The organism is Streptomyces sp. NPDC094143, from assembly GCF_040303825.1.
Taxonomy (GTDB): domain Bacteria; phylum Actinomycetota; class Actinomycetes; order Streptomycetales; family Streptomycetaceae; genus Streptomyces.
On the sequence record NZ_JBEOTZ010000012.1, the window covers coordinates 39639 to 54483 of the forward strand.

Here is a 14845-nt window from a genome sequence, read left to right on the forward strand (position 1 = left end):
ACCCGATGTCCCGACCGGAAGCCGGCCAAGGCGCCTCCGTGCGCCGCGTGCTCGCGGTGATCCCCGCACGCGGCGGCTCCAAGGGCGTGCCCGCGAAGAACCTCCTGCCCGTCGGCGGCGTGCCGCTGGTGGCGCGGGCGGTCCGCGAATGCCGCGCCGCGCGGCTCGTGACCGACGTCGTGGTCTCCACCGACGACCAGGCCATCGCCGCCGCCGCCCGCCAGGCCGGCGCCGAGGTCGTGCTGCGCCCGGCCGCCATCGCCGGTGACACCGCCACCTCCGAGGCCGCCGTCCTGCACGCCATGGACGCCCACGAGGCCCTGCACGGGACGCCCGTGGACGTGGTGCTGCTCGTGCAGTGCACCAGCCCGTTCCTCGTCCGCGAGGACATCGACGGGGTCGCCGGCGCGATCGCCGAGAACGGCGCCGACACCGCCGTCACCGTCGCGCCCTTCCACGGGTTCGTCTGGCGCGACGCCGACGACGAGGCCACGGCCAAGAGCGAGGCCGAGGCCGACGCCGCGGCCGGCGGCGGCTACGGCGTCAACCACGACAAGTCCTTCCGGCCCCGCCGCCAGGACCGCCCCCAGGACCTGCTGGAGACCGGCGCCGCCTACGCCATGGAGGCGACCGGCTTCCGCGAGCACCGGCACCGCTTCTTCGGCCGCACCGAACTGGTCCGCACGGACCCGGCACGCGTGCTGGAGATCGACGACCCGCACGACCTCGCCCGCGCCCGGGCCCTCGCCCCGCTCTTCGACGCGGACCGGCCCGGCGCGCTCCCGACCGCCGACGACATCGACGCGGTCGTCCTCGACTTCGACGGCACCCAGACCGACGACCGGGTGCTCGTCGACTCCGACGGACGGGAGTTCGTCTCCGTGCACCGCGGGGACGGACTCGGCATCGCCGCCCTGCGCAGGAGCGGCCTGAAGATGCTGATCCTGTCCACGGAACAGAACCCTGTGGTCGCCGCCCGGGCCCGGAAGCTCAAGCTCCCGGTGCTGCACGGCATCGACCGCAAGGACCTCGCGCTGAAGCAGTGGTGCGAGGAGCAGGGCATCGCGCCGGAGCGCGTGCTCTACGTCGGCAACGACGTCAATGACCTCCCGTGCTTCGCCCTCGTGGGCTGGCCCGTGGCGGTCGCGAGCGCCCACGACGTCGTGCGCGGCGCCGCACGCGCGGTCACCACCGTCCCCGGTGGCGACGGCGCGATCCGAGAGATCGCCAGCTGGATCCTCGGCCCCTCTCTCGATTCCCTCACCAAGTAAGGACATCTCCTGCCATGAGCACCAACTCCCGTATCCGCCAGTTCGGTTCGCGCGAGGTCGGCCCGGGCCGTCCGGTCTACGTCTGCGGTGAGATCGGCATCAACCACAACGGCGAGCTCGAGAACGCCTTCAAGCTCATCGACGCCGCCGCCGAGGCCGGCTGCGACGCCGTCAAGTTCCAGAAGCGCACCCCCGAGATCTGCACCCCGCGCGACCAGTGGGACATCGAGCGGGACACGCCCTGGGGCCGGATGACCTACATCGACTACCGCCACCGCGTGGAGTTCGGCGAGGACGAGTACCGCGCCATCGACGACTACTGCAAGTCGAAGAACATCGACTGGTTCGCCTCCCCGTGGGACACCGAGGCCGTCGCCTTCCTGGAGAAGTTCGACGTGCCCGCCCACAAGGTGGCCTCCGCCTCCCTCACCGACGACGAGCTGCTGCGCGCCCTGCGCGCCACCGGCCGCGCGGTGATCCTCTCCACCGGCATGTCGACCCCGAAGCAGATCCGCCACGCGGTGGAGGTCCTCGGCTCGGACAACATCCTGATGTGCCACGCCACCTCGACCTACCCGGCCAAGGCCGAGGAGCTCAACCTGCGCGTGATCAACACCCTGCAGCAGGAGTACCCGAACGTCCCGATCGGCTACTCCGGCCACGAGACCGGTCTGCAGACCACCCTCGCCGCGGTCGCCCTGGGCGCCACCTTCGTCGAGCGTCACATCACCCTCGACCGCGCCATGTGGGGCTCGGACCAGGCCGCCTCCGTCGAGCCGCAGGGCCTGACCCGCCTCGTCCGCGACATCCGCACCATCGAGGCCTCCCTCGGCGACGGCGTCAAGAAGGTCTACGAGTCCGAGCTGGGCCCGATGAAGAAGCTGCGCCGCGTCGCCGGCGTGGTCGCCGAGGCGGAGATCGCCACGGCCGCGGGCGAGCCGGTCGGCGTCTGAGCGCACCACCTCCACAACCCCCCTTACGACGGGACGGTCGTACGTCGATGAGCCCCCGCGCCGGGAACGCCGGCCCCCACACTCTCGCCTTCGTCGAGAGCCCGGTACAGCTGCTGAACGTGCTGGAGTGGGCGCACGCGCACGCCCCCGGCGTGGGGCTCACCCTCGTGGTGCTGTCCCCCGTCGACCCGATGACGCGCGGCCAGCTGCGACGGATGTCCGACCTGGCCCGCGAGGAGGGGCACGAGGTCCGCTGGGAGGAGGCGCGCGGCGGGCCCCTGGCTCCCTTCCAGACCGTCGGCGGCCTGGCCGGCCCGCTCCGCAGGGCGGGCCGCGTCGTCCTGGGGGACCCCTTCTCCCGCTACGTCCAGCTGCTGCTGACGATCACCCGCGCCCGTGACCTGGTCGTCGTCGACGACGGCACGGCGACGATGGAGTTCGTCGGGCAGCTGGCCCGGGGCGAACGCCTGGTGCGCTGGCACCGCAAGGGCGGCCGTCCCGGCCCGCGGGACCTCCTCTTCGCGCCGGTGTCGGCCGCGGCACGCCGCCGTCTGACCCCGGGCGACAGCCGCCGAGTCGAGATCTTCTCCTCCATGCCGATGGACGAGACCCCGGCGGGCGTGACGGTCCGGGCCAACACCTTCGCCTGGACCCGGGCCCGCTTCGGCCCGCCGCGCCTCACCAGGGGTGCGGACATGGTGGGCACGTCCCTGGTGGAGACGGGCGTGGTGGACGACGGCCGCTACCTGGAGGCGGTCCGCGCCCTGGCCACGGCCCACGGCGCCACGCGCTACTTCGCCCACCGCCGCGAGAGCACCGACAAGCTGCACCGGCTGGCCGTCGAGACGGGCCTGGAGATCGTCCGGCCCGAGCTCCCCCTGGAACTGATCGCCCGCCGCGGCCCCATCGGCCGCACCATCCTCAGCTTCCCGTCCACGGTCGTCCACACCCTCCCGCTCGCCCTGTCCGGGACGGAGGTGCGCGTCGCGGTGTGCGACATCGACCCGGCCTGGCTGACCGAACACGCCTCGCCCCGCGCCCAGGGCTTCCTCTCCGGAGTCACGGGCACGGCCCGCGAGGCCCACGGCCTGACGACGGCGGCCCCGACGCACACCCCGGATCCCGCGCCCGCCACGGACCCGACCGCCCCGCCGCACACGGCGACCTTCGCGACGCTGCCGGGCCCCACGGGCCGCACCGGCCCGGCGGGCACGACGGGGGCGGTGGCGGCGGGCTAGACCACCGACGACCGATCGTCCGGCCGACGCCCACGGCGACCGGCTGGCCGTGGTCTTGGACCGGTCGTCGCCGGGCTGCTACGAGTTGTCGCGGCCACGGCCCCTGGGCTGCGGTCACGGGCACGGGTTCCGGGCGGGGACGGGCCGAGGTGACTGGAACGTGGGGGAGATCCGGGGAGGCGACCCGCCGGAGCCGGAGCCGGAGCCGGAGCCGGGCGCGTGGTGCCGGGCAAGGCGAGCCGAGGTGGCTCTGGGGGGCGGAGCCCCGGGCCGCGCAGCCCGGCGGCCCGTAGCCGCTGCACGACGTCACACTCGTCGTCCCGGAGCGCCGCCGGCGCCGGATGCCCGCGGTGAGGGGGGACCCGGTGCGCCGGACCCGGGGCGGCCCGCGGTCCGCAGCCCGGGGCGGCGGCCCGCGCGGCGGCCACCCGGACGCCCGGTCGGACCCGCGAGGCCGCCCGTCGGCCGGGTCAGACGGACCCGTCGGCCGTACCCGGCTTCCGGGCCAGCAGGAACGCGCGGGGCAGCTTCTCCTCGTCCTCGGGCTCCCGTACGACCCGGGCGTAGAGCTCCAGACCCGCCTGCCGGAGCCGGTCGGCCACCGACTCCGGGGTACGCCAGTAGTAGTCGAGCGAGATCTCCTGCCCGAAGCGCTCCGTCAGCCGCCGGTGCCCGTCCACCGTGCCGGACTGGAAGGCGAGCAGGACGGGCGCGCCCGGCACCAGGACGCGGTGGAACTCGGCGAAGACCGACGGCAGGTGACCGTCCGGCACATGGATGATCGAGTAGAGCGCGACGACGCCCCCCAGCGACGCGTCCGGCAGGTCCAGCGCGGTCATCGAACCGACGTGGAACCGCAGGTCCGGGTGCGCCCGGCGGGCCAGGGCCACCATGCGGGGCGAGAGATCCACCCCGAACACCGGCAGCCCGAGGTCCCGCAGCCGGGCCGTCACGTACCCGGGGCCGCTGCCCAGGTCGGCCACCGGGGGCCGCGAGGACCCCCCTCGCGCACCGGCCAGCCCCGCTAACGCCGTGAGCAGCGCGCTCTCCAGCGGTCTCCCGGCCAGGCTGTCCGGGTGCTCGGCGGCGTAGGCCTCGGCGACGGCGTCGTACGAGGCTCGGATCGGGTCGAGGAACTCGGGGCTGTCGGCGCGCACGGGGCGCACCCTATCGGCGCACGCGTCCGCCAGATGAACGCGCCCGTGTTCGGCGCGCAGGGCGTGGTATCCGTGAAGGAGGATGGATGGATACCCGGAGCTCCGAGTCGGGTGTGGCCGAAGTCACAGCCAGTGGCGCGACCGCCGACTCGGTCGGAAAGGCGGCAAGTTTACCCAGCTCAGTCGATAGCTATGCGTCCGGCAGTCATATTTTCTTCCCCTAACGGGTTGAAGTTTTGTCGATCCAGGGTCGGGCGACCACATGGGCGCCCTACCCTTCAGAGGGTGAAGCCACTGATGTCACTGGAGTCCGAGGTCGACCTTCCCGCGGGAGCCGTGCTTCCCGGCGCGCTTCCCGACCCCCTGCGCGACGAGCTCATCGCGTTCCGGCGCGATCTGCACATGCACCCGGAGCTCGGCAACCAGGAGTTCCGCACGACCGCGGCGATCAAGGAACGGCTGGAGGGGGCCGGCCTCAAGCCGCGCGTCCTCACGGTCGGGACCGGGCTCGTCTGTGACATCGGCGTACCGGGCGAACAGTGGGGCGGGGGTCCCAGCATGCTCGCCCTGCGGGCCGACATCGACGGCCTGCCCATCCCGGACACCAAGTCCGACTGCGCGTACCGCTCGACCGTGCCCGACCGCGCGCACGCCTGCGGCCACGACGTGCACACCACCGTCGTCCTCGGCGCCGGGCTCGTCCTCGCCGAACTGCACAAGCGGGGCCAGCTGCCGCGCCCCGTCCGGCTCATCTTCCAGCCGGCCGAGGAGGTGCTGCCCGGCGGCGCCGCCGACGCCATCAAGGGCGGGGCGCTGGAAGGCGTCGGCGCGATCATCGCCGTGCACTGCGACCCCCGGGTGGACGCCGGGAAGATCGGGCTCCGGGAGGGCCCCATCACCTCCGCCTGCGACCGGCTGGAGATCGGCCTGGACGGCCCGGGCGGCCACACCGCGCGCCCGCACCTGACGACCGACCTGGTCACCGCGGCGGCCCGGGTGGTCACCGACGTGCCGGCCCTGGTCGGGCGGCGCTTCGACAGCCGCAGCGGGCTCGCCATCACCTGGGGCCGCATCGAGTCCGGACACGCGCCGAACGTCATCCCGCAGCACGCCGAGCTCTCCGGCACCGTGCGCTGCCTCGACATCGAGGCGTGGCGGCAGGCCCCCGACGTGGTGGTCGCCGCGATCGACGAGATCGCCAACCTGCACCGCGCCAAGTCGGAGATCAACTACGTGCGCGGCGTCCCGCCCGTCGTCAACGAGCCCGGCGTGACCGAGCTGCTGCGCGACGCCATGATCGCCCGGCGCGGGGTCGACTCGGTCGTGGGCACCGAGCAGAGCCTCGGCGGCGAGGACTTCTCCTGGTACCTGGAGCACGTCCCCGGCGCGATGGCCCGCCTGGGCGTCCGCACCCCCGGCGAACGCCAGATCCGCGACCTCCACCAGGGCGACTTCGACGTCGACGAGTCGGCCATCGCGGTAGGCGTGGAACTCTTCACCGCAGCGGCCCTGGTCAACGGCCTCCGCTGACCCGGCGCCCCTCAGGGCGTGGGGAACTGCGCGACCTGCCACGAAAAAGGCGCGGCACGAGCCGACAACCCGGAACTCCACGACGGGACGCCCCCGGTTGCGAGCGGCGCAGCCCGGGGGCAGCCTGGTGCGCGTGACGAGCAGGCACGCGCCGTGTCCCCGAGTACACCTTTCGACCCCGTTCGATCCCGTGGTTCACAAGGGCGTAACCGGCCATCGGCACGAATGGATAACGGCCCCGCGGCGACCCGTTCCCAGGAGTGTCTACGCGCGTTAATGTGCGCCGAACTGAGCACCCGCTGCGGAGCTTCGGAGAATGGGGAACTTCAGATGCGTCGGATTTCGAAACTGACCCGCGTCGCGGTGGGGGTCGCGTCGCTGGGGCTCGTCGCCACGGCATGTGGCGGCACCAGCAGTGACAGCGGCGACAGCGACAGCAGCGACCGCGGCGTCGCCATCGCCTACGACGTCGGCGGCAAGGGTGACCAGTCCTTCAACGACGCCGCCTACGCCGGCCTGACGAAGGCCAAGGACGAGTTCGGCTACAAGACGGCCGACATCGAGCCCACCGAGGGCGAGACGGACGCCGACAAGGAGCAGCGCCTGGCCTCGCTGGCCAAGCAGGGCTACAACCCGGTCATCGGCGTCGGCTTCGCCTACGGCCCGGCCATGAAGGCCGTCGCCTCCAAGTACCCGAAGACCACCTTCGGCATCGTGGACTCGGTCGTCGAGGGCAAGAACGTCGCCTCCCTCGTCTTCGCCGAGGAGCAGGCCTCTTACCTCGCCGGTGTCGCCGCCGCCAAGGCCACCAAGAGCGACGTCGTCGGCTTCGTGGGCGGTGTGGACATCCCGCTGATCCACAAGTTCGAGGCCGGCTACAAGCAGGGTGTCGAGGACACCAAGCCCGGGGTGAAGGTGCAGTCGCAGTACCTCACCCAGACGGCAGAGGAGGGCGGCTTCTCCAGCCCCGACAAGGGCAAGGCCGCCGCCGAGGGCCAGATCGAGAAGAAGGCCGACGTGCTCTACGCGGCCGCCGGCCTGTCCGGGCAGGGCGTGATCGAGGCCGCCGCCAAGGCGAAGGTCTGGGCGATCGGCGTCGACTCCGACCAGTACAAGCAGGCCGCTCTCGCGCCGTACAAGAACTACATCCTCACCTCCGCGCTCAAGGACGTCGGCGGAGCGGTCTACGCGCTGGCCAAGTCGGTCCAGGACGACAAGCCGCTGACCGGCACGCAGACCTTCGACCTGAAGGTCGACGGCGTCGGCCTGTCCGAGTCGAACCCGGAGTTCGCCAAGGTCGCGGGCCTCAAGGAGGCCGTGGACAAGGCGAAGCAGGGCATCGACGACGGCTCCATCAAGGTGAAGACCGAGTAGAACGGCCCTCGCAGGGCACCAGGGCGGGCGGGCACCTCAGGGTGTCCGCCCGTTCCGCGTTCCCCGGAGCTGGATCACCCAGAGCCACCCCTCGTTTGCGGTCGGCAACACCCGGGCCAAGACCCGGTGATGGCTTGGCCACGGGCCTATAACAAGGTGGACAGAAGGGGTTTTCAGGCCGGTCTACGCGCGTTAATCTGCGGCGAAGCCAGCGCTGAAGCTGAACCGTCCCGGCGCTGTGCGACCTCGTTGTACGACAGGAGCACCCAGACATGCGCCGGATTTCCCGGATCACGGTCGCAGGCGCAGCGACCGCCTCCCTGGCCCTCGCCCTCTCCGCCTGTGGCAGCACCTCGACCTCCGGGTCGTCGGACTCGAAGGGCGACAAGGGCCTCGCCATCGCGTACGACGTCGGCGGCAAGGGCGACCAGTCCTTCAACGACGCGGCGTACGCGGGCCTGGAGCAGGCGAAGAAGGAGTTCGGGTACCAGACGGCCGACCTGGAGCCCACCGAGGGCGAGACGGACGCCGACAAGGAGCAGCGCCTGGTCTCGCTGGCCAAGCAGGGCTACAACCCGGTCATCGGCGTCGGCTACGCGTACGCCTCGGCCATCAAGGGTGCCTCCGAGAAGTTCCCGGACACCACCTTCGGCATCGTCGACGACGCCACCATCAACTCCAAGAACGTCGCCGACCTGGTCTTCAGCGAGGAGCAGGCCTCCTACCTGGCCGGTGTCGCCGCCGCGAAGTCCACCAAGACGAACGTCGTCGGCTTCGTCGGCGGTGTGGACATCCCGCTCATCCACAAGTTCCAGGCGGGCTTCGAGCAGGGCGTCAAGGACACCGATCCGAAGGTCAAGGTCCTCTCCCAGTACCTGACGCAGACGGCCGAGGAGGGCGGCTTCTCCAGCCCCGACAAGGGCAAGACGGCCGCCGAGGGCCAGATCGAGAAGAAGGCCGACGTGGTCTACGCGGCCGCCGGTCTGTCCGGCCAGGGCGTGATCGAGGCCGCCGCCGCCAACAAGGTGTGGGCCATCGGCGTCGACTCCGACCAGTACCGGCAGGAAGCCCTCGCCAAGTACAAGGACTCGATCCTGACCTCGGCGATGAAGGACGTCGCCAAGGCGGTGTACAACCTGGCGAAGTCGGTCGAGGACGGCAAGCCCGAGACCGGTATCGTTCGTGGCGATCTGAAGACCGGCGAGGTGAGCCTGTCGAACTCCAACCCGAAGTTCGCGGACGACGCCGAGCTCCAGGAAGCCATCAAGACGGCCAAGGAGAAGATCATCAGCGGCGAGATCAAGGTCAAGAGCAGCTGACGAGCGACTGCCTCGAAGCAGGCGGTAACCCCCGGGGTTACGTCCGCTCGACGGGGTACGGGGAGCTGCTCCTCGTGCCCCGTTGCCGCGGGGCGTCGGCCCCTTTGTATGCCGTAGGGGCGCTACGCGCGTAGACGACCCCCGTCCCCAGGAGAGTGCGCCATCAACGCGTCCAGCAGCCCTCCGGCCGGAGCGGCGGTCAACGAATCGGTGACCGCTGTCGAGCTCGCCGGGATCACCAAGCGTTTCCCCGGTGTCGTGGCCAACCACGACATCCACCTCAGCGTCCGCAAGGGCACCGTGCACGCCCTCGTCGGCGAGAACGGCGCCGGCAAGTCGACCCTGATGAAGATCCTTTACGGCATGCAGAAGCCGGACGAGGGCACCATCTCCGTCGACGGGCAGCAGGTCGCCTTCTCGTCCCCGGCCGACGCCATCGCCCGCGGCATCGGCATGGTCCACCAGCACTTCATGCTCGCGGACAACCTCACGGTCCTGGAGAACGTGGTCCTCGGCAGCGAGAAGCTGCACGGCATCGGCGCCAAGGCCCGCCGCAGGATCAAGGAACTCTCCGAGCGCTACGGCCTCGACGTCGAGCCCGACCTGCTGGTCGAGGAGCTCGGCGTCGCCGCCCGCCAGCGCGTGGAGATCCTCAAGGTCCTCTACCGCGGCGCCACCACCCTCATCCTGGACGAGCCGACCGCCGTGCTCGTGCCGCAGGAGGTCGACGCGCTCTTCGCCAACCTGCGCGAACTGAAGTCCGAGGGCCTGTCGGTCATCTTCATCTCGCACAAGCTCGGCGAGGTGCTCTCCGTCGCCGACGAGATCACCGTCATCCGTCGCGGCACCACCGTCGGCACGGCCGTCCCCGCCGAGACCACCCCGCGCCAGCTCGCCGAGATGATGGTCGGCAGCGAGCTGCCCACGCCCGAGACGGCCGAGTCCACGGTCACCGACCGCCCGGTCATCAGCGTCGAGAAGCTGCACCTCGCGGCCCCCGGCGGCAAGGCGCTCCTCGACGACATCACCTTCACCATCCACGCGGGCGAGGTGCTCGGCATCGCCGGTGTCGAGGGCAACGGCCAGACCGAACTCGTCGACGCGCTGATCGGCCTGCGGGCCGCCGACTCCGGCACCATCCGGCTCGCCGACGAGGAGATCACCTCCTGGCCGACCCGCAAGCGCCGCGAGCAGGGCGTCGGCTACATCCCCGAGGACCGGCACCGCCACGGCCTGCTCCTCGAGGCCCCCCTCTGGGAGAACCGCATCCTCGGCCACGTCACCGAGAAGCCGCTGGCCAAGGGCGTCTGGCTGGACCCGAAGGCGGCCCAGGAGGACACCCGCCGGATCGTCACGGAGTACGACGTCCGCACCCCCGGCATCGACGTCACCGCGGCCTCCCTGTCCGGCGGCAACCAGCAGAAGCTGATTGTCGGCCGCGAGATGAGCCACAAGCCGCGCTTCCTCATCGCCGCCCATCCCACCCGCGGCGTGGACGTCGGCGCCCAGGCCGCCATCTGGGACCACATCCGCGAGGCCCGCCGCGAGGGCCTGGCCGTGCTGCTGATCTCCGCCGACCTGGACGAGCTGATCGGCCTGTCCGACACGCTGCGCGTGATCTACAACGGCAAGCTGGTCGCGGACGCCGACCCGGCCACCATCACCCCCGAGGAGCTCGGCTCGGCCATGACCGGCGCCGCCACCGGGCACCTCGAACACGACGAGACCGCCGACGAGACCCCCGAGACCCCGGCGAAGGCCCCCGAGCCGTCCGAGTCTCCGGAAGACGAGGCCCGCTGATGAAGAAGTTCGACAAGGAGCGGCTGCTCCTCGCGGTGGCCGGACCGGTCATCGCGCTCGCCGTGGCCTTCGTCCTGAGCGCGATCGTGCTGATCGCGTCGGGCAAGAACCCCGTCGAGCCGTTCGCCCTGATGTTCGAGCAGCTCGGCTTCTCCGACATCCAGGTGCTGATCATCAACCAGGCGTCGATGTACTACATCGCGGCGCTGGCGGTGGCCATCGGCTTCCGGATGAACCTGTTCAACATCGGTGTCGACGGCCAGTACCAGCTCGGCGCCATGATGGCCGCCATCGTCGGCGCCCACATGAACCTGCCGGCCGCCCTGCAGATCCCGCTGCTGCTGCTGACGGCCGTCCTCACCGGCGCCTTCTGGTCCGGCATCGCCGGTGTCCTCAAGGTCACCCGCGGCGTCAGCGAGGTCGTCGCGACGATCATGCTCAACGCGATCGCCACCTCCGTGATCGCCTACCTGTGGCTGCCGGACGTCTTCGGCGTGAAGGTCGGCAACAACAACACCACCGGCGAGATGTACGAGTCCGGCTGGATCCCCGGCATCCCGATGGGCGCCGCCGGCGAGATCTACGGCCTGGTCCTGCTCGCCGTGCTGCTCGGCATCGGCTACTGGGTCGTCCTCAACCGCACCCGCTTCGGCTTCGACCTGCGCGCCTCCGGCGCCTCGCAGACCGCCGCCGCGGCCAGCGGTGTGGACCCCAGGCGCATGGTGCTCAGCGCCATGCTGATCTCCGGCGGCATCGCGGGCCTCGCCGGCCTGCCGATCCTGCTCGGCGACACCCACACCTACAGCCTGAACTTCCCCACCGGCATCGGCTTCCTCGGCATCGGCATCGCCCTGCTCGGCCGCAACAGCCCCGTCGGCATCGCCTTCGCGGCCCTGCTGTGGGCCTGGCTCGACAAGGCCTCGCCGGAGCTGGACTTCCACGGCTACGACAAGGAGATCGCGGTCATCATGCAGGGCCTGATCGTGCTCTCGGTCGTCGTCTCCTACGAGGCCGTCCGGGAATGGGGCCTGCGCCGCCAGCAGCGCCGCGTCGGCGCCGAACTGGCCGCCGGTCACGTCCTCGGCGCCCACAACACCACGAAGGAGGTGGCTGGCCGATGACCGCTCCTACCTCGGCGATCGACGTCAACCAGCCCACGCTGCAGCCCGCGGCGCCCACCGGCCGCCGCCTGTCGTGGCCCGTCCTGCTGCTGATCATCGCCGGCGGACTGGCGCTCACCTCGATCGTCCGCCTCATCACCGGCGCCGACGGCATCACCAACGTCAGCCAGATGTCCACCGCGCTCCAGCTCGCCGTGCCGATCGGGCTCGCCGGCCTCGGCGGCCTGTGGGCCGAGCGCGCGGGCGTGGTCAACATCGGCCTCGAGGGCATGATGATCCTCGGCACCTGGTTCGGCGCCTGGGCCGGCTTCCAGTGGGGCCCGTGGACCGGTGTCCTGGTCGGCATCCTCGGCGGCGCGATCGGCGGCCTGCTGCACGCCTTCGTCACCGTCACCTTCAACGTCAACCACATCGTCTCCGGTGTGGCCATCAACATCCTCGCCCTCGGCGCCACCCGCTACCTCGCGCCCCTCGCCTTCGAGGGACACACCGGCGGCTCCGCCAAGCAGTCCCCGGCGGTGGACTCCCTCGGCCACTTCACGGTGCCCGGCCTGTCCGACGCCCTGCGGGACCTGAACAACCAGGGCTGGTTCTTCGTCTCCGACATCGCCGGCCTGCTCGGCGGCCTGGTCACCAACGTCTCCTGGCTGACCCTGATCGCCGTCGCGCTGATCCCCGCCACCTGGTGGATCCTGTGGCGCACGGCGTTCGGCCTGCGGCTGCGCTCCTGCGGCGAGAACCCGGTGGCCGCCGAGTCCCTCGGCGTCAACGTCTACAAGTACAAGTACATCGCCGTCGTCATCTCCGGCGGACTGGCCGGCCTCGGCGGTGTCTTCCTGTCCATCGTGGCCAACCCCTTCTACCTGGAGGGCCAGGTCAGCGGCCGCGGCTTCATCGGCCTGGCGGCGATGATCTTCGGCAACTGGATGCCGGGCGGCCTCGCCCTCGGCGCGGGCCTGTTCGGCTACACCGACAGCCTCAACCTGCGCGGCGGCTCCGCCAACGTGCACGCCCTGCTGCTGCTCGGCGCGCTGCTGCTGATCATCGGCGCGATCTGGCTGGTGGTCCGCAAGAAGTACGTCCCCGCCGTCATCACCGCGGTCGTCGCCGCCCTGGTGTTCGCCTGGTACGCCTCCACCGACGAGGTCCCGAACCAGGTCGTCTCCGCCACGCCGTACGTCATCACCCTGGTGGTCCTCGCGCTGTCCGCCCAGCGGCTGCGCATGCCGAAGGCGGACGGGCTGCCGTACCGGAAGGGACAGGGCAAGTGACCGACGCCCGCCCGGCCGTGGACTGGGAGCGGCTGCGGGAGGTGGCCCGGGAGGCCATGTCCCGGGCGTACGCCCCCTACTCCGGCTACCCGGTCGGCGTGGCGGCCCTGGTCGACGACGGCCGGATCATCTCCGGCTGCAACGTCGAGAACGCCTCGTACGGCATCGGCCTGTGCGCCGAGTGCGGCCTGGTCTCCGAGCTGCACAACACCGGCGGCGGCCGGCTCACGCACTTCGCCTGCGTCGACCGCGAGGGCGCGCCGCTCGTCCCGTGCGGCCGCTGCCGCCAGCTGCTGTACGAGTTCGGCGGTCCCGACCTCCTGCTGGAGACCCCGGCGGGGATCCTGCCGCTGTCGGAGATGCTGCCGCAGGCCTTCGGGCCCGGCCACCTCAGCAAGTAACTCCCGTGCGGCCCTCCTGAGTCGATCAGGGGGGCCGTACGGCTTGTGGAACCCTCGGAAGGAAGCCAAGCCATGGCCATGGACGCCATCTCCGTCATCCGCGCCAAGCGGGACCGCGGCGAACTCAGCGACGAGCAGATCGACTGGGTCATCGACGCGTACACCCGCGGGGAGGTCGCCGACGAGCAGATGTCCGCGCTCGCCATGGCGATCCTGCTCAACGGCATGAACCGCCGTGAGATCGCCCGCTGGACGGCCGCGATGATCGCCTCCGGCGAGCGCATGGACTTCTCGTCCCTGTCCCGCCCGACCGCCGACAAGCACTCCACCGGCGGCGTCGGCGACAAGATCACCCTGCCGCTGGCCCCGCTGGTCGCCGCCTGCGGCGCGGCCGTCCCGCAGCTGTCGGGCCGCGGCCTCGGCCACACCGGCGGCACCCTCGACAAGCTGGAGTCCATCCCCGGCTGGCGGGCGCTGCTCTCCAACGAGGAGATGCTGCACGTCCTGGACACCACCGGCGCGGTGATCTGCGCGGCGGGCGACGGCCTGGCCCCCGCCGACAAGAAGCTGTACGCGCTGCGGGACGTCACCGGCACGGTCGAGGCGATCCCGCTGATCGCGTCCTCGATCATGTCGAAGAAGATCGCCGAGGGCACGGGCTCGCTGGTCCTGGACGTCAAGGTCGGCACCGGCGCCTTCATGAAGACCATCGAGGACGCCCGCGAACTGGCCTCCACCATGGTCGGCCTCGGGACCGACCACGGCGTGCGGACGGTCGCGCTCCTCACCGACATGTCGACCCCGCTCGGTCTCACCGCCGGCAACGCCCTGGAGGTCCGCGAGTCGGTGGAGGTGCTGGCCGGCGGCGGCCCCGCGGACGTGGTCGAGCTGACGATCGCCCTGGCCCGCGAGATGCTCGACGCGGCCGGGGTGAAGGACGCCGACCCGGCCAAGGCCCTGGCCGACGGCTCGGCGATGGACGTCTGGCGGCGGATGATCGCGGCCCAGGGCGGCGACCCGGACGCCGAGCTGCCGGTGGCCCGCGAGCAGCACGTGATCAAGGCCCCGGCCTCGGGCGTCCTCACCCGCCTCGACGCCTACGACGTCGGCGTCGCCGCCTGGCGTCTCGGCGCGGGCCGGGCCCGCAAGGAGGACCCGGTGCAGGCGGGCGCGGGCGTGGAGATGCACGCCAAGCCGGGCGACACGGTGACGGAGGGCCAGCCGCTCCTCACCCTGCACACCGACACCCCGGACCGCTTCGCCTACGCCCTCCAGGCGGTGGAGGGCTCCTACGACATCGCGGCCGCCGGCACGGACTTCACGCCGTCGCCGGTGGTGCTGGAGCGGATCGCCTGACCCGGTTTCCGCGCGGGGAGGCGAAAGGGCGGCGCACGCCGACGGGTTGTCGGT

General features: G+C 71.5%; 12 protein-coding genes. 11 read left to right on the plus strand and 1 reads right to left on the minus strand.

What is annotated here, in order from left to right; translation table 11 throughout:
• Positions 1-5: 5 nt before the first annotated feature.
• Genes ABTZ58_RS17585 through ABTZ58_RS17595 form a run of 3 tightly spaced genes read left to right on the plus strand, consistent with a single transcriptional unit; the run spans position 6 to position 3462 of the window.
• Complete coding sequence (locus ABTZ58_RS17585) at positions 6-1271, plus strand: cytidylyltransferase domain-containing protein (RefSeq protein ID WP_351356833.1); 1266 nt, start codon at positions 6-8, stop codon at positions 1269-1271.
• A gap of 14 nt (positions 1272-1285) precedes the next feature.
• Positions 1286-2224, plus strand: a complete 939-nt coding sequence (locus tag ABTZ58_RS17590) for an N-acetylneuraminate synthase family protein (protein ID WP_031119834.1) — start codon at positions 1286-1288, stop codon at positions 2222-2224.
• Between the two features lie 47 nt (positions 2225-2271).
• Positions 2272-3462: a ferritin family protein gene (locus ABTZ58_RS17595; RefSeq protein WP_351356836.1), complete on the plus strand. Its 1191-nt coding sequence runs from the start codon at positions 2272-2274 to the stop codon at positions 3460-3462.
• A gap of 470 nt (positions 3463-3932) precedes the next feature.
• Here ABTZ58_RS17595 and ABTZ58_RS17600 read toward each other — a convergent pair whose 3' ends face one another.
• Positions 3933-4619 carry a class I SAM-dependent DNA methyltransferase gene (locus ABTZ58_RS17600; protein ID WP_351356839.1) on the minus strand — a complete coding sequence of 229 codons (687 nt, stop codon included), beginning with the start codon at positions 4617-4619 and terminating at the stop codon, positions 3933-3935.
• A 297-nt stretch (positions 4620-4916) separates the two neighbouring features.
• Here ABTZ58_RS17600 and ABTZ58_RS17605 point away from each other — a divergent pair, with 297 nt between their 5' ends.
• From ABTZ58_RS17605 to ABTZ58_RS17640, 8 genes are all read left to right on the plus strand, one after another.
• Positions 4917-6149 (plus strand): M20 family metallopeptidase, encoded by a 1233-nt coding sequence (locus ABTZ58_RS17605; protein WP_351357238.1) that lies wholly within the window; start codon positions 4917-4919, stop codon positions 6147-6149.
• A gap of 330 nt (positions 6150-6479) precedes the next feature.
• A complete protein-coding gene (locus ABTZ58_RS17610) occupies positions 6480-7523 on the plus strand; it encodes a BMP family lipoprotein (RefSeq protein WP_351356842.1) in 1044 nt (347 codons plus the stop codon).
• 272 nt (positions 7524-7795) lie between these two features.
• Positions 7796-8842 (plus strand): BMP family lipoprotein, encoded by a 1047-nt coding sequence (locus ABTZ58_RS17615; RefSeq protein WP_351356845.1) that lies wholly within the window; start codon positions 7796-7798, stop codon positions 8840-8842.
• A 210-nt stretch (positions 8843-9052) separates the two neighbouring features.
• A complete protein-coding gene (locus ABTZ58_RS17620) occupies positions 9053-10642 on the plus strand; it encodes an ABC transporter ATP-binding protein (RefSeq protein WP_351356848.1) in 1590 nt (529 codons plus the stop codon).
• Positions 10642-11763: an ABC transporter permease gene (locus tag ABTZ58_RS17625; RefSeq protein WP_351356851.1), complete on the plus strand. Its 1122-nt coding sequence runs from the start codon at positions 10642-10644 to the stop codon at positions 11761-11763. Before ABTZ58_RS17620 ends, ABTZ58_RS17625 begins: the two co-directional genes overlap by 1 nt.
• Positions 11760-13034, plus strand: a complete 1275-nt coding sequence (locus ABTZ58_RS17630; RefSeq protein WP_351356854.1) for an ABC transporter permease — start codon at positions 11760-11762, stop codon at positions 13032-13034. The genes ABTZ58_RS17625 and ABTZ58_RS17630 overlap by 4 nt, the downstream gene beginning before the upstream one ends.
• Positions 13031-13435: a cytidine deaminase gene (locus ABTZ58_RS17635; protein ID WP_351356856.1), complete on the plus strand. Its 405-nt coding sequence runs from the start codon at positions 13031-13033 to the stop codon at positions 13433-13435. The genes ABTZ58_RS17630 and ABTZ58_RS17635 overlap by 4 nt, the downstream gene beginning before the upstream one ends.
• A 72-nt stretch (positions 13436-13507) precedes the next feature.
• Positions 13508-14791 (plus strand): thymidine phosphorylase, encoded by a 1284-nt coding sequence (locus ABTZ58_RS17640; RefSeq protein WP_351356859.1) that lies wholly within the window; start codon positions 13508-13510, stop codon positions 14789-14791.
• Positions 14792-14845: the final 54 nt, after the last annotated feature.